Here is a 17,455-nt window from a genome sequence, read left to right as displayed (position 1 = left end):
ACTACTTTCCTATGAGGAAAACAGGTGCTACTTTCCTGAGAGGAAAACAGTCGACATCAGGGAAGGCCCATGGACCCTCAGAACGCCCAGTCCTCGCTCGACGACATCCGGCGCCTCCAGGACAAGACCCGCGACGCGATCGTCCGCCAGATGTTCCCGCTGCCCTATGTGGTCGTCTCGGCGCTCGGCATCTTCGCCGGGTTCGCGGCGATCGACCTCCCTCGCCCGTGGTCCATCGCCGGCACTCTGCTCGGGTTCGGCCTGTACGCGGGCATCGGCATCGTGTACGCGCACTGGGCCTCCGTCCGCAGGAAGGCCACCAGCGAGGAGGTGGGAATCTATGTGGCGTTGACGGTCGGCCTCCTGCTCGTCTTCGCCGTCACCAGGATCGTCGCCTTCTTCGTGTTCGGCGTGCCGGCGCATGGACTGCCGTCCCAGGCCACCGTCGCCGGTGCCGCGTCAGCCGTGACGTACGTGGCGATCATTCCCCTGGCTCGCCGGATCATGAAGAGGATCGTCGTGCAGGACGGTAGGCGCGGCTGATGGACCCGCTGTTCGACGAGTTCCTGCACGTTCCCGCGCGGTTGTCGATCGTCGCGGTGCTGGCGCCGGCCGACTGGGTGGACTTCGGTTTCCTCAGGGACGCGGTCGAAACCAGCGACTCGGCGCTGTCCAAGCAGGTCTCCGCGCTGGCCGCCGCCGGGTACGTCGCGGTCCGCAAGGGGCAGGACAAGCGGGCGCGGCGCACCTTCGTGCAGCTCACCTCCGAAGGACGGCACGCCTTCCGGCGGCACGCGGCGGCACTGGAACGAATCGTCGAACTCGCCAGGACGCCGGCGGAACAGCACCCGGGGGACGACCAACGCCACGCCGGCACAGCCGGGGGTTGAGAGCCCGTAGGGCGGGACATCGGGGGAGAACCGGTCCAGGGCGTGGGGGCTGGGTCGGGACCCCTCCGATCCGGGGCGGATGCGCCGCGGTGGCCCGCTCCCAAAGTCGCATCCGACAATGGATCTTTGGGCCGAGGCGCTCCCCGGTCGCCCGCCACCAGCATGGTCACCATGTCAAAGACGACCATCCGCGGCGCGCTGGCCGCCGGCATCGCGCTGCTCGCGTTCACGGCGACCCCCATGACGGCCACCGCGTTCGCCCGCGCCGCCGAACCGCCCTCGCCGTCCCCTGCCTCGCCGTCTGCTTCGCCGGCTTCGCCGTCCCCCGCTTCGCCGGGTGTCCTGCCCAGGCCGAGCGGCCCCCGCGCGGTGGGCGCCACCACGCTGCACCTGGTGGACGACTCCCGCCCGGACCCGTGGGTGCCCGAGGAGAAGGCGCGCCGGCTCATGGTGTCGCTGTGGTACCCGGCGAAGACGTCCACCGGACGGCGGGCGCCGTACATGACGGCGGAGGAGTCGGCGCTGCTGCTGAAGGGGCAGAAGATCACCGGCGTGCCCGGAGACACGTTGAGCAGGACCAGGACCAACGCGATCGCCGACGCCGCGCCGGTCGGCCGCCGGCGGAGCCTGCCCCTCGTCGTGCTGTCGCCGGGGTTCACCATGCCCCGCTCCTCGCTGACGATCCTGGCGGAGGACCTGGCGAGCAAGGGGTACGTCGTGGCGGGGATCGACCACACCTACGAGTCCTACGGCACGAGCCTTCCCGACGGCCGCACCGCGACCTGCGTCGCCTGCGCGGAGCAGGAGAAGGAGGCCTGGACGTTCGGGGACAAGGCCACCAGGGGCCGCCAGGCCGACATCGCCTTCGTGCTCGACCGGCTGACCGGGCCACGACCCGCCTGGAAGGGTGGCGAGCTGATCGACCGCTCCAGGATCGGGGTGGCGGGGCACTCCCTGGGCGGCAGCAGCGCCGCATGGACCGTGCTCAACGACTCCCGGGTGCGGGCCGGCGTCAACATGGACGGACCGTTCTTCGTCCCGGCCCCCGGCGAGGGGCTCGACCGCCCGTTCCTGATGATGGGCGCGGGGAAGGTCCACGAGCCCGGCGGGCAGGACTTCACGTGGGGACGTGACTGGAAGCGCATGACGGGCTGGAAGCGCTGGCTCACCGTGGACGGTGGCGACCACGGGTCCTTCACCGACTATCCGCTGCTCCTGGAGCAGGGCGGCATCGACCTCGGCACGCCGCTGTCCGGGGCCCGCGCGGCGGAGATCACCCGAAGGTACGTCGGCGCCTTCTTCGACCTGCACCTCGGCGGACGGCACCAGCCGCTGCTCGACCGGCCCTCCCGGCGCTATCCCGAGGTGAGGTTCTGGCGCTGACGTCCTGCCGGGCGCCCAGCACACCACCGGCACCGGGCGCGGCCGTCGCCCCGGACCGCCGCCGGCCGGCGTGGTTCCCGGCGAGCAGGCGTGGGGGTGTCCGGCGCGGGAGTCAGCCGGCCCGAGCTCGGCGTGTCGCGGTCATCGGCCCGTCGCCCGCCGCTTGAGCGCGGCCAGCATGACGCGGCGCACGAAGCCGCTGCCCAGCCTGATCACCGCCCAGTAGCGGGCCATCGCCCGGCGGGCGTCGGGGCTGGTGGTGATCATCCGGGTCTCGGTCGTCAGCAGGATCCGGCCACGGCCGAGGTCGGACAGGTGGAAGCCGACGACCGCCTTGGCGTAGCCGGGACGGTCGAAGGCGGCGAAGTCGGCGACGGGGACGGTGCCGGCCGCGCCGAGCCGCCACCACTGGCCGACCACACCGTGCACGATCTCGCTGCCCGGCACCTCGTCGAGCACGTCGAACACCGGCAGGTCCCGCTGCGGATGCCCGTGGAGCAGGCGGGAGAGGAGGTCGCGGGCGGCGAACAGCGGCCGGGCGGCCCTGATGTCGCCCGGCTTCAGGTCGTGGAGGGCGGCCCAGACCCGCTCCCGGGAGGCGTGGATGACGATCGAGTGCCGCTCGGCGTGTTCGGGGGCGGGCATGTACCGGTCGACAAGGGTGGACATGCGGTCCACTCTCCGCCGGGAAGCCAACCGGCGGCCTCCCACGGCGGAGGGAAAACGCTCCCCCGCGCGGGGGAGCGCGTCGAGTGGCCTACAGGTCCTTCTCCTGCTGGTCGAGGATGGACAGGGCCACCGACACCGCCGTGGCGGCGTCCTCCGCCTCGATCGCCGCCAGCAGCCGCTCGTGCGAGGTGTCCGAGCCCAGCACCGCCCGCTCCATGCAGTGGTCGCTGCGCACGCTGTCCCGCAGCGCGTCGCTCATGCTCCGGTACAGGTCGCCCAGCACCGGGTTGTGCGCCGCCTGAGCCACCAGCAGGTGGAAGTCGACGTCGGCGTCGGCGAAGGCGTCCAGGTTCACCGAGCGGCCGGCCTCGGCCCGGCGGGCCAGGGCCTGCCGCATCAGCTCGAGATCCTCGTCCGTCCGCTTGGTGGCCGCCAGCCGCGCCGCCACCAGGTCCAGGCCGCGCCGCACGTCGATGATGTCCATGGCGGCCGCCCTGTCCAGGCGCCGGCGCAAAGCCACCTGCGACTCGTCGCTGGCCGTCACGTACGTGCCGTCGCCCTGCCTGGTCGTCAGCAACCCCGCGTGCACGAGCACCCGTACGGCCTCGCGCACCGACAGCCTGCTCACTCCCAAAGAGGCGGCCAGCTGGCTCTCCGACGGGATCTTGCCGCCGACTGGCCAGGCCCCGCTCGCGATCTCCTGTCGAAGCTCGGCGATGGCGGCGTCGACAAGCGAGATCCGGCCCACGTTCCGCATCAGTCCTCTTCTCTAAACATCTGATGTCTGATAACTCTAGTGCGGAGTTCTCCTCAGAGTAAGGGGATCACCTCCCATGAGTTCCGTGCTGTTCACCCATATCCATCCCCATGACCTGCTGGTCGTCGACGGCCGCATCGCCGACCCCGCGACCGCTCCAGAGAACACCATGATCGTGGACGGCAAGGGCGCCCTCGCGCTGCCCAGCCCCGTCGACGCGCACATCCATCCCGACAAGACGACGTGGGGCCAGCCCTGGCTGAGCCGTGCCCACGCCGAGACCCTCATGGACCTCATCGAGGGCGACGTGCGCGCCCGCGCGGCCATGACCGCGTCGGTGGCCGAGCGGGCCGGGGCGCTGATGGACGCCGCCATCGCCCGCGGGACCCGGGCCTGGCGCGCCCACGTGGACGTGGCCCCCGTCCACGGCCTGGCCAACGTGCACGGCGTGTACGAGGCCGCGCAGGCCCGCAAGGACCTGCTCGACGTCCAGATCGTCGCCTTCCCCCAGCTCGGCCTGCTCACCAGGCCGGGCACGGCCGAGCTGATCGAACGCTCCCTCACCGAGGGCGCCGACGTGATCGGCGGCCTGGACCCCATCGGCATCGACGGCGACCTGCACGGCCACCTCGACGTGCTGTTCGGCATCGCCGAGCGCACGGGCGCGCCGATCGACATCCACCTGCACGACCGCGGCGAGCAGGGCCTGGCCCAGGTCAGGGAGATCGCCCGCCGCGCGGCCGGCCATCCCGTCACCATCAGCCACGCCTTCTGCCTCGGCGAGGACACGGCCGACAGCAGGGCGACCGACGAGCTGCTCGCGCGTTCCGGCGTCGCGCTGGCCACCTGCGCGCTCGGCGCCGACCCGGTGCTGCCCGTCGGCCCGCTCACCAGGGCGGGCGTGCTGCTGGCCGCGGGCTCCGACGGCGTCCGTGACCCGTGGACGCCCTTCGGCGACGGCGACATGATCGCGCGGGCGCACCTGCTCGCCTATCGCACCGACGCCCGTACCGACGAGGAGCTGGCCGCCTGCTACGCGGTCGCCGCGCACGGGGGCGCCGCGCTCCTCGGTCTGGAGCGGGTCGATCTCCAGGTCGGCGACCCCGCCGACTTCCTGCTGGTACAGGCCGGCTCGCTCGCCGAGGTCGTCGTGGACCGGCCCGTTCCCCAGTTCGTCGTCCGCGGCGGTGTCGTGATCGCCCAGGACGGACGTCTCCTCGAAAGGTCCCCGCAATGATCCGTCGTGCCGTACCTGTCGCCGGGCTCGTCCTGGCCCTCGCCGCCTGCGGCGGCGCTCCGCAGCAGCAGCAGCAGCAGGCGCCGGCGCAGGACAGGCCCGCCGCCCTCGACCTGAAGACCTCCACCACCGCGGCCGCCAAGGGCCTGGACAAGGTGACGTGGAACCTGCCCTACGAGCCGCAGACGATCGACCCGATCCGGTCGTTCAACTACGCGGAGAACACCGCGCTGGCCAACATGTGCGAGAGCCTGCTGCGGCTCACGCCCGACTTCGAGATCAAGCCTGGCCTGGCGGAGAAGGCGGACAATCCCACGCCGACGACCTGGGTCTACACGATCAGGAAGGGCGTGAAGTTCTGGGACGGCAAGGAGCTGACCGCCAAGGACGTGGCCGCCAGCCTGAAGCGGCATCTCGACCCGGCGCTCGGCACCTGGTGGGGCGACTACTTCCACACCGTCGAGTCGGTCGAGGCCACCGGGCCGATGCAGGTCACGGTGACGCTGAAGCAGCCTGACGTGCTGTTCAACCAGGCCATGGCCACGGCGGCGGGCGCCGTCGTGTCGGCGGAGTTCGCCGCGAAGAAGGACCTGGGCTCGCCCACCACCGGTGTCATGTGCACCGGGCCGTTCGCCTTCAAGGGCTGGAAGCCGGGCGACTCGCTCACGCTCACCCGCAACGACTCCTACTGGGACACCACGCTCGCCGCCAAGTCGAAGGAACTGGTCTTCCGCTTCATCGCCGACGAGACCACCGCGGTCAACGCGCTGCGCTCGGGCGAGGTGGACGGCCAGTACTTCTACCTGCCGCCCGCCGGCCTGGCCCAGCTGCGCGAGTCCACGACGGGGTCGGTGACGCTGGGCAGGTCGCTGACGTTCTGGACGCTGCTCAGCGCCGCCAAGTCCGGCCCCTACGCCGACCCCAAGGTCCGCCAGGCGCTCTCGCTCGCCCTCGACAGGGCCGCCATCTCCAAGGTCGTCTTCCAGGGGACCGCCGCCCCGCAGCGCGCGCTGGCCGGCGCGGAGTACTGGGGCTACGAGCAGAACACCTTCAAGCAGGCCTACGACGCCCTGCCGCCGGAGACCCAGGACCTGGCCAAGGCCAAGCAGCTGCTGACCGAGGCGGGCACGCCGACCCAGCCGATCACCATCGGCATCCAGGGCAGCGCCGCCACCCACGAGCAGACCGCCAATCTCATCAAGGCCACGGGCGAGGCGCTCGGCCTGAAGATCGACATCAAGGTCATCCCGGTCGAGCAGTACGGCAACCTCTACAGCGACCCCAAGGCGCGCGAGGGCATCGACGCCTTCTTCTCCACCTGGTACGGCAACGTGCCCGACCCGCTCGACATCTACACGGTCTTCCTGGCGGGCGGCAGGACGAACTTCAACGACTACCCCGCGGTCGACGCCGACATCAAGAAGGCCAGGGCGGAGTACGACCCGGTCGCCCGCGCCGCGCTGGTCACCGGCATCCAGGACAAGGTCACCCGCGACGTGGCGTGGATGCCGCTGAACAACCTGCCGGTGATCCTCTACATGAACAACAGGGTCACGGGCGCGGTCGCGTCCTTCCCCTACCTGTACTACCCGTGGGCCGCCGGGCTGGGCGCCAAGTGAGATTCGCGTTGAAGCGGCTGGCAGGGCTCGTCGTGGTCCTGCTGGCCGCCTCCTTCCTCGTCTACGGCCTGCTGTACCTGGTGCCGGGCGGCCCGATGGCCTTCCTGCTCGGCAACCGGAGCGGCACCCCCGAGCAGATCGCCGCCATCCGGGCCCAGTACCACCTCGACGACCCGTTCCTCGTGCGCTACGTCTCGTGGCTGCGCGACGCGCTGACCGGCGACCTCGGCAGCTCGCTGGTCTACCGGCAGGAGGTCTCGGCGCTGATCGGCTCGCGCGTGGCCACCACCATCCTGCTGGTGGTCTACGCGACCGTGCTGATCTCCGTCGGCGGCGTCGCGATGGGCCTGCTGGCGGGCCTGCGCGGCGGCCGGGTGGAGAGCGCCGTCGGCGTGCTGACCTCCGTCCTGCTGGCCACGCCGCCGTTCGTGGTCGGCGTGCTCCTGGTGATCGTCTTCGCGCTCGGCCTCGGCTGGTTCCCCGTCTTCGGGGCGGGCGACGGCCTGCTCGACCGCCTCTACCACCTGACCCTGCCGGCGATCACGCTGAGCCTGGCCAGCGCCGCCTTCCTGGCCCGCATCACCCGCGCCTCCGTCCGGGAGGAGCTGGGCCGCGAGCACGTCGAGACGGCCCGCGCCCGCGGCTTCGCCGAGCGGCACATCGTCCGGCGGCACGTGCTGCGCAACGCCTCGATCCCGGTCGTGACCGTGACCGGGCTCAACGTCGCCGGCCTGATCGCCGGCTCGGTCGTCGTGGAGAACATCTTCGCCCTCGACGGGCTCGGCTCGCTGTTCGTCCGGGCGATCCTGCAGCGCGACTTCGCCATCGTCCAGGCGGTGGTGCTCGTGCTCGTGACCGCCTTCGTCCTGATCAACCTCCTGGTGGACCTGTGCTACTCAGCTCTCGATCCGCGCCTGTCGCGGTGACCCGCCTGGGCGGCCTGGGTACGGCGTCCGCCGTCCTGCTGGCCGCCGTGGCGGCGACGACCCTGCTGGCGCCGCTCCTGGCGCCCTACGACCCCGACTTCCCCGACCTGATGAACGCGCTGAGCGGCAGCACGGCCGCGCACCCGCTGGGCGCCGACGCGCTCGGCCGTGACGTGCTGTCCAGGCTCATGTACGGCGCGCGGACCACGCTCATCGGCCCCCTTCTGATCATCTGCGTCTCCACGGTGGCCGGCACCGCGCTGGCGATCACCGCGGCGTGGGCGGGCGGCCGGGTCGACGCGGTGATCTCCCGGCTGCTCGACATCCTGTTCGCGGTGCCCGGCATCGTCTTCGCCCTGGTCACGGTGGCCGTCCTCGGTCCCGGCATCCCAGGCGTGGTCACCGGGCTGGCGGTGGCGTACACGCCGTACGTGGCCAGGGTGGTCCGGTCGGCGGCGCTGCGCGAGCGGAGCCTGCCGTACGTGGCGGCGGCGTGGGTGCAGGGCCGCTCCGCCTTCGCCATCTGCACCCGCCACCTGCTGCCGAACCTGCGGCCCATCATCGTGGCCCAGTCGGTGTCGGCGCTGGGCTTCGCGGTGATCGACGTGGCCGCCGTCTCCTTCCTGGGGCTCGGCGTCCAGCCGCCGACCGCCGACTGGGGGTTGATGGTCAAGAGCGGGCTGGACAGCGCGCAGCGCGGCCAGCCGCTGGAGGCGATCGCGGCAGGCGTGATGATCGCGCTGGTCGTCGCCGCCGTGAACATGCTGGGCGACCGGCTGGGGAGGCGGCGATGAGCCTGCTGTCGATCGAGAAGCTGGCACTGGCCGTTCCGGCCGGAGGCGAGTGGAAGACGCTGGTGGAGGAGGTCGACCTGACGATCGGCCGCGGCGAGGCCGTCGGCCTGGTCGGGGAGTCGGGCTCGGGCAAGTCGATGACCGCCCGCGCCGTCATCGGGCTCACCCCGCCGGGCGCCAGGATCACCGGGAAGATCCTCTTCGACGGCGTGCCGGTGCCCTCCGGCAGGGCGCTGCGCGAGCTGCGGGCCCGGCGGGTCGCGATGATCTTCCAGGACCCGCGGGCGCACATCAACCCGGTGCGCAGCGTCGGCGACTTCCTGACCGAGGCCATGGTGACCAACCTGGGCGTCCCCGCCAGGGAGGCGGGCGCGCGTGCCGTACGGCTGCTCGAGGAGGTCGGCATCGGCGACGGGGCGCGGCGGCTGCGGCAGTACCCGCACGAGCTGTCGGGCGGGCTGCTGCAACGGGTGATGATCGCCTCGGTGCTGGCCGCGGAACCCGACCTGATCCTGGCCGACGAGCCCACGACCGCGCTCGACGTGACCACCCAGTCGGAGGTCATGGCGATCCTGGACGAGCTGCGGCGCGAACGCGGCATGGCGATGCTGCTGATCACGCACGACCTGGAGTTGGCCGCCGCCACCTGCGACCGGCTCGCGGTCATGTACGCCGGCCGGATCGTCGAGGCCCGGCCCGCCGACGCGCTCACCGCCACGCCCCTGCACCCCTACACCATCGGCCTGCTCCGCTCCCGCCCCAGCCTGGAGCGGGTCGCGCGGCGGCTGCCGGTCATCCCTGGACGGCCCGTGGCCGCCTTCGAGGCCGACCGGGGATGCGCGTTCGCGCCGCGCTGCGAGCACGCGCTGTCCTCGTGCGGCGCGGAAAGGCCCGCCTTCGACGGCACGGTCGCCTGCTCCCGCGCGGCCGAGCTGACCCTTCAGGGAGAGTCATGACCGGGCTCGCCGAGGCCACCAGGAGACAGCGCACCTCGGTCATGAGGCCGGCGAAGGAGGACTCATGACGGTGATCAGCGCCGAAGGGCTGCGCAAGGTGTACGGCGAGGCGGTCGCCGTCCAGGAGGTGTCGTTCACCGTCGAGGAGGGCCAGTCGCTGGCCATCGTCGGCGAGTCGGGATCGGGCAAGACCACGGTCGCCAGGATGCTGCTCGGCCTGGAGACGCCCACCAGCGGGACGATCACCGTCTGCGGACGGCCGCGCCCGCCGGGAAGGGTCTCGTCGAAGGAGCGGCGCAGGCGGGCCAGGGAGATCCAGATCGTCTTCCAGGACCCCTACTCCTCGCTGGACAAGCTGCAGCGGATCGGCGACGTCATCGCCACCAGCCTGTCGCTGCACTTCCCGCTCACCCCCGCCGAGCTGCGCAGGCGCACCCTGGAACTGCTGGAGTCGGTCGGCCTGGCCGAACGGCACGCCGCCATGCTGCCCAGGCAGCTGTCGGGCGGTCAGCGGCAGCGCGTGGCCATCGCCAGGGCCATCGCCGTCGAGCCGCGCGTCCTGGTGCTGGACGAGGCGGTCGCCGCGCTCGACGTCTCGATCCAGGCCCAGATCCTCAACCTGCTGGCCGACATCCGCGAGCGGGGCGAGATCAGCTACGTCTTCATCTCGCACGACCTGGCCGTCGTCAACCAGATCAGCGACACGGCCATCGTGATGCACAAGGGCGCGGTCGTGGAGCGCGGTCCCACCGCGGACCTTCTGCGCGACCCTCGGGAGGACTACACCAGGGCCCTGCTGGCCGCCGTCCCCCGTCCCGGCTGGAAACCGACCCGGAGAAACAGGACACCGTGAGCACCACCACTCTCGTCACCGCGTCGTACGTCGTCGGCTTCGACGGTAGCGACCACGTCATCCACCGCGACGGCTGCGTCGTCTACGCGGGCGACTCGATCGTCCACGTCGGAGCCGCCTACGAGGGGCCCGTCGACGAGGTGATCGACGCGGGGGAGGCGATCGTCGGGCCCGGCTTCATCGACCTCGACGCGCTGTCCGACATCGACCACGCGATCCTCGACACCTGGCACGCCGCCTCCGACGGGCTGACCTGGTCCCTCGACTACGCCACCACCCGCAGAGCGGCGGTCTTCCCCCTGGAGGAGACGCTGTTCATGCGGGAGTACGCGCTCACCCAGCTCATCCGCAACGGCATCACCACCGCGATGCCGATCGCCGCCGAGACACACAGCGCGTGGGCGGAGTCCTACGAGGAGTTCGCGGGCATCGCCGAGATCGCCGGACGGCTCGGCCTGCGCATGTACCTCGGCCCGAGCTACCGCTCCGGCGTGCCCGTCCTGGCCGGCGGCCGGCGCGACGTCCACTGGGAGCCGGACCTGGGCGAGAAGGGGCTGGCCGACGCGGTCAGGTTCGCGCGCGACGTCGACGGCACCTACGGCGGGCGGCTGCGCGGCGCGCTGCTGCCGTGCCGCATCGAGACCCTCACCCTCGACCTGATGCGCGCCACCGCGCGGGCGGCCGAGGAGCTCGACTGCCTGATGCGGCTGCACTGCATGCAGAGCCTGACGGAGCTGCGGCTGCTGCGGGACTGGCACGGCAGGCACCCGCTCGACGTGCTGGACGAGGTCGGGCTGCTCGGCCCGCGCCTGCTCATCCCGCACGCGCTCTACACCGGCACGCCCGACGCGCCGTTCGAGGGCTCGCCTGAGCGGCTGGCGTCACCGGCGGGCATCGTGCACTGCCCGCTGACCATGGCCAGGTACGGCGACGCGCTGCGCGACTTCGACCGCTACCGGGCGGCCGGGGTGAACGTGGCGCTGGGCACCGACTCCTTCCCGCCGGACATGATCCGCAACATGGACTACGGCACCAACCTGGCCAAGCTGGTCACGGGGCGGCTGGAGGCGGGGTCGGCGGCCGACTACTACCGGGCGGCGACGCTGAACGGGGCCAGGGCGCTGGGCCGTACGGACCTGGGCAGGCTGGCGCCGGGCGCGAAGGCGGACCTGATCGTGGTCGACCTGTCGGGACCGAGGACCGGGCCCGTCGACGACCCGATCAGGACGCTGCTGATGAACTGCTCGGGCGCCGACGTCTCCACCGTCGTGATCGACGGGCGGGTCGTGATGCGGGACGGGGTCATCCCCGGCGTGGACGAGGAGGCGTTCAGGCGGCGGGCGCAGGCGTACTTCGAGCGGATGAAGGCCGCCTACCCGGTGCGCGACCACCTGCGCCGGCCGGTCGAGGAGCTGTTCCCGCCGTCGTTCCGCGTGCTCTGAGTAGTTGTAATCGTCATTTACGGGTAATCGCCGACGAGTCAACCGTTCAGGCGTCTATGATCATGCCCGCTGTAAAGCAATATGTCAGGACATATGGCTATATGGAGGGCACGATGAGTATCCGACTACGGGCGATCACCCTGTTATTGGTCGCCCTGGGAGGCGCCGCGGCGGCCGGCGCGCCGACCGCCGCGGCGACCGCGCAGAAATCCGTCACGTTCGCGTCCACGCAGGACAGCTACGTCAGCGAGGCCGGCCCGGCGAAGACGCACGACACCGTCACCTGGCTGTCGGTCTGCACCACGTCGTGCGACGGCGCGAAGGCCTCCGAACGCGGCGCCTTCATCCGCTTCGACGTCAAGGACGTGCCCGACAACGCGGTCAACGTCAAGATGACGCTCGACGTCCAGTCTGTCAGGACCACCGACACCACCCTCGAGGCGCGCCCGGTCACCGGCCAGTGGTCGGCCGAGACGCTCACCTTCGACAACCGCCCGAGCGTCGGCGAGGTGATCGCCACCCAGCAGGGCCTGACCGCCGGCGGCACGGCGAAGCTGGACGTGTCCTCCGCCTTCGCCGGCAACCGCACCTACGACTTCGCGCTGACCTCGCCGTCCGGCGCCCACGGCGTGCTCCACTCCTCGCGTGCCACCTCCGGCCAGGGCCCCAAGCTGTCGATCAGCTACGACACCGAGGCGGCCACGCCCGCCGGCCCGCTGCCGTTCGCCATGCCCTCGCTGGCGACGCTGCGCTCCTCCGAGCGCAAGGTCTTCGCCCACTACTTCACGCCGTACCCGCTCTCCCTGAACAACAAGGCCGGCGCGGACGACTACTACACCAAGCACTACCTGAACCCCGACGGTGAGAGCGGCAAGCACGCCGCCTACGGTGGCCTGCTCAGGGACCGCCCGCTGCCCCGCGGCGTCCTGTCCGGCGACTGGCAGGTCCAGGACATGAAGAAGGAGGTCCAGACCGCCGCCGCGGCCGGCCTGGACGGCTTCACCGTGGACATCCTCTCCCTCACCAGCGCCCACTGGGACCGGCTGCAGGCCCTGATCAAGGCGGCCGAGGCGGTCGACCCCGGCTTCAAGATCGTCCTGATGCCCGACATGACCGCGCTGAAGACCGACGCCGCCACCCTCGCCGCCGCCATGGCCAAGCTGGCCGGCTCCACGTCCGTCTACCGCCTGGCCGACAAGCGCCTGGTGATCTCGCCGTTCAAGGCCGAGGCCCAGACGGCCGCGTGGTGGCAGAACTTCATGAAGATCATGAAGAGCTCGCACGGCATCTCGGTCGCCTTCGTCCCGGTGTTCCTCAACTTCCCCTCCAACGCCGCCGCCTTCGCGCCCATCAGCTACGGCTTCTCCAACTGGGGCAACCGCAGCCCGAGCGGGCAGAGCGGCCTGGCCGCCAACATCGCCAAGGCCCACGGCCTCGACAAGATCTGGATGCAGCCGGTGTCGGTCCAGGACGAGCGGCCCAACCAGGCGATCTACGACGAGGCCAACAACACCGAGAACCTGCGTCTCACCTGGGAGAAGTCCATCTCCGAGGAGGCCGACTGGATCCAGCTCACCACCTGGAACGACTTCTCCGAAGGCACCCAGTTCACCCCGTCGGTGCACAACGGCGGCGCCTACCTGGACATCTCCTCCTACTACCTGACCTGGTTCAAGACCGGCAAGGCCCCGGCGATCGTCCGCGACACCCTCTACCTGACCCACCGCACGCAGTTCGCCGCGGCCAGGCCGACCTCGGGCACGCAGACCAGGTTCATGGCCCCGCGCGCCGGCACCAGCGCCCCGCGCGACACGGTCGAGGTGCTGTCCTTCCTCACCCGCGCCGCCACCGTCAAGGCGAGCATCGGCGGGGCCGACAAGACGTACGCGGCCCAGGCCGGCGTCCAGGCCAAGACGTTCCCCCTGGCGTACGGGACGAACAAGGCGTCGGTCGGCGCCGTGACCGTCACCTCCCCGTGGCAGGTCAAGAAGGACTTCGCCGTCCAGGACCTGCAGTACCACGCGGTCAGCAGCGGCCGGAAGTGACCCCCGGTGCGGGCCTCCGCGAGGGGCCCGCACCCCTTCCCGGCCCGCGCCTGGTCGGGTGACCGGCCCGCGCCTGGTCGCTTGGACCGGCCGCGCCTGCTCGCTCCGGGCGCGGGCCTGCTCTGGGCGCCGACGACGGCCTTCGCCCTCGCCCCCCGTAAGATCCGCTGCCATGGATCGCCCGAACCTGCCCGAAAGCCTCAAGCTGCTGCTGTCCGACGAGCCCGTCCTCGACCTGTACTCCTACGGTCCCTGGCGGGTCCCCGACGGCCTGTACGAGCAGGTACGGGCGCGGGCGGCCGAGCTGAACGACGACCCCGCCGCCGAGGCGCTCGCGGTCGAGCTGCCGGCGTTCCTGGCCGAGGGCACCACGGTCATCGGCGCCGAACTGTGGTACCTGCTGCAGTACCTCGTCGGGTCGGTGGCCGTGTGCGCCGGGTCGGCGTGCGACCTGGCCTACGAGACGATGAGCGACTTCGTCGCCGAGCCGCGACGGCCCAACCGCGGCTGGACGTGGTCGTCGGCCGACACGCCCTTCCTGCCCCCGGCGTACTGGCTGATGGACGGCACCGGCGACGACCCCGAACTGCGCGAGCTGGCCTTCGGGGTGGCGCGCCGCTGCCTTGACGTCTTCGCCGGCATCGAGCCGCTCGAACCGCGGCGCAGGGCGCTCGTCGAGCTGCACGACCTGCGCGCCGCCGACCCGGCGCTGGCCAAGGAGGACCTGCTCGCACCCGTGGAGGAGCTGCCGAGGCGGTGGGCCGCGCGCGCGGAGGCGCGTCAGCTGGCCGTCCTGCCCGAGCTTCTCGGGCCCGCCGGGCACCTCGACTGGGCCTGCTCCGGCCTGCTGGCCGCGCACACCCGGCTCATCGAGAACGTGCCGGGGGCGACGAGCTCCGGACCGCTGCCCGGCTCCCCGTTCGCCTTCGAGCACGAGGTGACACTGGCGTGCCTGCTGGCGCAGGCCGAGGTGCCCGAGGTGCCGGCCGAGCTCGCCGTCACCCTCGGGCTGGCGCGCTTCACCGAGGTCCAGGCGCTGTTCTCGCGGCTGCGCGAGAACTTCGACGCCGACGGCTGGCACGCGCTGGTGCGCTCGTGGCTGGCTCGCGGGGTGCTGGCGGGCGAGACGGAGGCCTGCCGCGCCTGGCTCGACATGGCCATCAGGGTGACCGGCTCGGTCCAGGGGCTGCCGGGGCCGGCGGTGAACCCGACGAGCTCCATCCCCGTCGGCGCCTTCCAGCGGGACGTGCGCGTGCTGTGCGCGCCGCGCAGGGCGGTCAACCCGCTGGTGGCCACGTTCGCCGCGGGCCGTACCGGACAGCCCGGCCGCGCCGGGGAACTGGTCGGCCAGCCGGAGCTGGCCGAGGCGATCGGCGACGCCGTCTCCGCCGGATGGCACGGCGACAGGCGCCCGGCGCGGCTGCTGCTCGCCGGGCCCGAGAGCACGGGCCGCATGACGGCGGCCGACCTGCTGCGGCGCTCGCTGGCGACCGCCGACGGGCCCGCCGAGGTCGTCCACATCTCCGACCTGGTCTTCTCCGGCATGAGCGCCGGAGAGGCCGCGCTGTACGTGATGTCGCGCACCCGGGAGCTCGGCGCCGGCGACCTGCTGGTCGTGCAGGGCCTCGACCGGATCGGCGAGTACGGCCGGTGCGGCGCGGTCGCCCTCGAGGAACTCCGCAGGGCGCTGCGCAGGAGTGCGGGTGTCCACGTCGTCGCCACGTGCGCGCCGGGCGGGGACGAGCGGATCGCGCGGGCCAATCCGGCGCTGCACCACGAGTTCCGGGTCGCCCGCACCCGCGAGTTCACCCACGAGGAGCGGGCCGAGCTGTTCCACCGGGCGGTCGCCAGGCGCGGCGCGACGGCGAGCGGCGACGCCGCCGAGGCCGCGGCCGAGCTCGCGGGCGCGGGATCGCAGAACCTGCGTGGCGCCCGCCTCACGGACCGGCTGGCCGCGCACGCGGTACGGGTCGCCCGCGGGCGCGGCTCGGCGAGCGTCACCATCGCCGACCTGCCCGCCGCCCCCGGCGGCCCGCGCGCGAGCCTGGACGGCTGCCTGGGGCTCGAACCGGTCAAGGCCGAGATCGCGCTGGTCGTGGCCGAGGCGCGGGCCGCCAGGCTGCGGCGCGAGGCCGGCGCGCCGGGCCTGGCCAGGCCGTCGCACCTGGCGTTCACCGGACGTCCCGGCACCGGCAAGACGATGGTGGCGGCACTGCTCGGCCGCATGCTCGGAGAGCTCGGACTGCTGTCGTCCGGCCATCTGGTCAGCATCGGCCGCGCCGACCTGGCGGGCAGGCACGGCGGCGACGCCGCGGCCGGCGTCCGGCGGGCCGTCGACCGCGCGCTCGGCGGCGTGCTGTGCGTCGAGAACGCGGGCGACCTGGCCGGCCCCGGCACGGACAGCGACAGGGCGCGCAGCCGCGACGTCGTCGACGCGCTGGTCGCGGCGCTCAGCGCCCACCCCGACGACCTGGTGGTGGTCCTGTGCGGGCCCGACGGGGCCGTCAACGGGCTGCTCAGGTCCTCGGCCGAGCTGGCCGAGCACTTCCCCAGGGTGGTCCGCTTCCCCGACCTCACCGCCGAGCAGGCCGTGTCCCTCTACGAGAGCAGGGCGGCCGCGGCCGGGTTCACGCTCGGCGAGGGGGTCGCGGCCAGTGTGCTGCGGATCGTCAGGTCGGCACGTCCCGACGCGGCGGGCGCCCGGCTCGCGCTGCGGCTGCTGGAGCGTACGGTGGCCCGGCAGTCGCGGCGGGTGATGGCGGGCGGCGCGCTCGGCGGGGGCGGGTCGCTGCACGAGATCCTGGTCGAGGACGTGCCGTCCAACGCCGTGGACGCCACGGTGACGGGCACGACGGACATCACCGGGGACGGCACCGGGGCGGGCTGGGTCAACGGCGCTCCGGCCGCCCCGGCCGGCCCGGCGGGTGACCCGATGGCGGCCATCGACGCGCTGGTCGGCCTGGAGCCGGTCAAGCGCGAGGTGCGGTTGCTGACGGCCGAGGCCGCGGCGGACCGGCTCCGCAGGCAGGCGGGCCTGCCGATCGTCTCGCCCGCCCGGCACCTGGTGTTCGCCGGCAACCCCGGCACCGCCAAGACGACGGTCGCCAGGCTGGTCGCCGCCGCGTACGCGCGGCTGGGCGTGCTGTCGTCCGGCCATCTGGTCGAGGTCTCCCACGCCGACCTGATCGCCGAGTACATCGGCCAGACCGCGCCGAAGGTCAGGGCCGCGGTCGAGAGCGCGATCGGCGGCGTGCTGTTCATCGACGAGGCGTACGCGTTGACGCCCGGCGGCTCGCACAACTCCTACGGCCCGGAGGCGATCGCCGAACTGCTGCGCCTGATGGAGGAACACAGGGACGACCTGGTCGTCATCGCCGCCGGCTACGACGGCAGGATGGCGGAGTTCCTGGCCGCCAATCCCGGGCTGGCTTCCCGCTTTCCGACCACGGTCCGCTTTCCCGACTACAGCGAGGACGAGCTGGTCGCGATCTTCGAGAGCATGGCGGCCGGCGCCGGGCTCGTCCTGGAGGCCGGGGTGCGCGAGCAGGTCCGCCACGCGCTGCGGAGCGTCCCGCGCGGCGAGTCGTTCGGCAACGGCCGGGTCGTCCGCAACCTGCTGGAGCGGGCGATGGCGCTGCAGGCCGAACGCGTCATGGCGGGGCAGGACCCGACGGCCGAGGACATCAGGATCCTGCTCCCCGGGGACATCCCGTCCGGCCCGACGCCCGCGACCGGCGACGCGGGCACCGGCCAGTACCTGTGACGGCACGCATCCTCAGTCTGGCCCACCTCTCCGTCCCTCCTCTCCGCCCTGCCTGTCCTCGGGCCGGGCCGTCTCCTCGGCCCCGATCGTCTCTTTGCCCCGGCTGTTCCTCCACCCCCGC

General features: G+C 72.4%; 14 protein-coding genes. 12 read left to right on the top strand and 2 right to left on the bottom strand.

The genetic code is table 11. From position 1 onward, the window contains the following. Positions 1–69 precede the first annotated feature (69 nt). The 3 genes from ABZX22_RS01425 (at position 70) to ABZX22_RS01415 (ending at position 2,273) form a co-directional block, all read left to right on the top strand. Positions 70–543 (top strand): hypothetical protein, encoded by a 474-nt coding sequence (locus ABZX22_RS01425; RefSeq protein ID WP_354904826.1) that lies wholly within the window; start codon positions 70–72, stop codon positions 541–543. Next, positions 543–890: a transcriptional regulator gene (locus ABZX22_RS01420; RefSeq protein ID WP_354904824.1), complete on the top strand. Its 348-nt coding sequence runs from the start codon at positions 543–545 to the stop codon at positions 888–890. Before ABZX22_RS01425 ends, ABZX22_RS01420 begins: the two co-directional genes overlap by 1 nt. A gap of 171 nt (positions 891–1,061) precedes the next feature. Continuing rightward, a complete protein-coding gene (locus ABZX22_RS01415; protein ID WP_354904821.1) occupies positions 1,062–2,273 on the top strand; it encodes an alpha/beta hydrolase in 1,212 nt (403 codons plus the stop codon). Between the two features lie 141 nt (positions 2,274–2,414). Here the strand turns inward: ABZX22_RS01415 and ABZX22_RS01410 are convergent, their stop codons facing one another. Next, on the bottom strand, positions 2,415–2,942 hold the full coding sequence (locus ABZX22_RS01410) for a hypothetical protein (protein ID WP_354904819.1): 528 nt from the start codon (positions 2,940–2,942) through the stop codon (positions 2,415–2,417). A gap of 88 nt (positions 2,943–3,030) precedes the next feature. Continuing rightward, positions 3,031–3,699 (bottom strand): FadR/GntR family transcriptional regulator, encoded by a 669-nt coding sequence (locus tag ABZX22_RS01405; protein WP_354904816.1) that lies wholly within the window; start codon positions 3,697–3,699, stop codon positions 3,031–3,033. 76 nt (positions 3,700–3,775) lie between these two features. Between ABZX22_RS01405 and ABZX22_RS01400 the strand changes: the two genes are divergently transcribed. The 9 genes from ABZX22_RS01400 (at position 3,776) to ABZX22_RS01360 (ending at position 17,334) form a co-directional block, all read left to right on the top strand. Continuing rightward, positions 3,776–4,936 carry an amidohydrolase gene (locus tag ABZX22_RS01400; RefSeq protein WP_354904813.1) on the top strand — a complete coding sequence of 387 codons (1,161 nt, stop codon included), beginning with the start codon at positions 3,776–3,778 and terminating at the stop codon, positions 4,934–4,936. Beyond that, on the top strand, positions 4,933–6,555 hold the full coding sequence (locus tag ABZX22_RS01395; RefSeq protein ID WP_354904810.1) for an ABC transporter substrate-binding protein: 1,623 nt from the start codon (positions 4,933–4,935) through the stop codon (positions 6,553–6,555). Before ABZX22_RS01400 ends, ABZX22_RS01395 begins: the two co-directional genes overlap by 4 nt. Continuing rightward, a complete protein-coding gene (locus ABZX22_RS01390) occupies positions 6,552–7,481 on the top strand; it encodes an ABC transporter permease (protein ID WP_354904807.1) in 930 nt (309 codons plus the stop codon). The genes ABZX22_RS01395 and ABZX22_RS01390 overlap by 4 nt, the downstream gene beginning before the upstream one ends. Then, positions 7,478–8,275, top strand: a complete 798-nt coding sequence (locus ABZX22_RS01385) for an ABC transporter permease (protein WP_354904804.1) — start codon at positions 7,478–7,480, stop codon at positions 8,273–8,275. Before ABZX22_RS01390 ends, ABZX22_RS01385 begins: the two co-directional genes overlap by 4 nt. After that, positions 8,272–9,231: an ABC transporter ATP-binding protein gene (locus ABZX22_RS01380; RefSeq protein ID WP_354904802.1), complete on the top strand. Its 960-nt coding sequence runs from the start codon at positions 8,272–8,274 to the stop codon at positions 9,229–9,231. The genes ABZX22_RS01385 and ABZX22_RS01380 overlap by 4 nt, the downstream gene beginning before the upstream one ends. A gap of 64 nt (positions 9,232–9,295) precedes the next feature. Next, positions 9,296–10,084: an ATP-binding cassette domain-containing protein gene (locus ABZX22_RS01375; RefSeq protein ID WP_354904799.1), complete on the top strand. Its 789-nt coding sequence runs from the start codon at positions 9,296–9,298 to the stop codon at positions 10,082–10,084. Next, a complete protein-coding gene (locus ABZX22_RS01370; protein ID WP_354904797.1) occupies positions 10,081–11,526 on the top strand; it encodes an amidohydrolase family protein in 1,446 nt (481 codons plus the stop codon). Before ABZX22_RS01375 ends, ABZX22_RS01370 begins: the two co-directional genes overlap by 4 nt. Positions 11,527–11,639: 113 nt before the next feature. Further along, positions 11,640–13,571, top strand: a complete 1,932-nt coding sequence (locus tag ABZX22_RS01365) for an endo-1,3-alpha-glucanase family glycosylhydrolase (RefSeq protein ID WP_354904795.1) — start codon at positions 11,640–11,642, stop codon at positions 13,569–13,571. A 172-nt stretch (positions 13,572–13,743) separates the two neighbouring features. After that, positions 13,744–17,334 carry an AAA family ATPase gene (locus tag ABZX22_RS01360; RefSeq protein ID WP_354904792.1) on the top strand — a complete coding sequence of 1,197 codons (3,591 nt, stop codon included), beginning with the start codon at positions 13,744–13,746 and terminating at the stop codon, positions 17,332–17,334. Positions 17,335–17,455 lie beyond the last annotated feature (121 nt).

Origin of the sequence: Nonomuraea sp. NPDC003804, from assembly GCF_040610675.1 — a bacterium.
Classification (GTDB): Bacteria; Actinomycetota; Actinomycetes; order Streptosporangiales; family Streptosporangiaceae; genus Nonomuraea.
The sequence above is the reverse complement of the archived record's forward strand: the minus strand, read 5'-3'. Positions and strand labels throughout refer to the sequence as shown.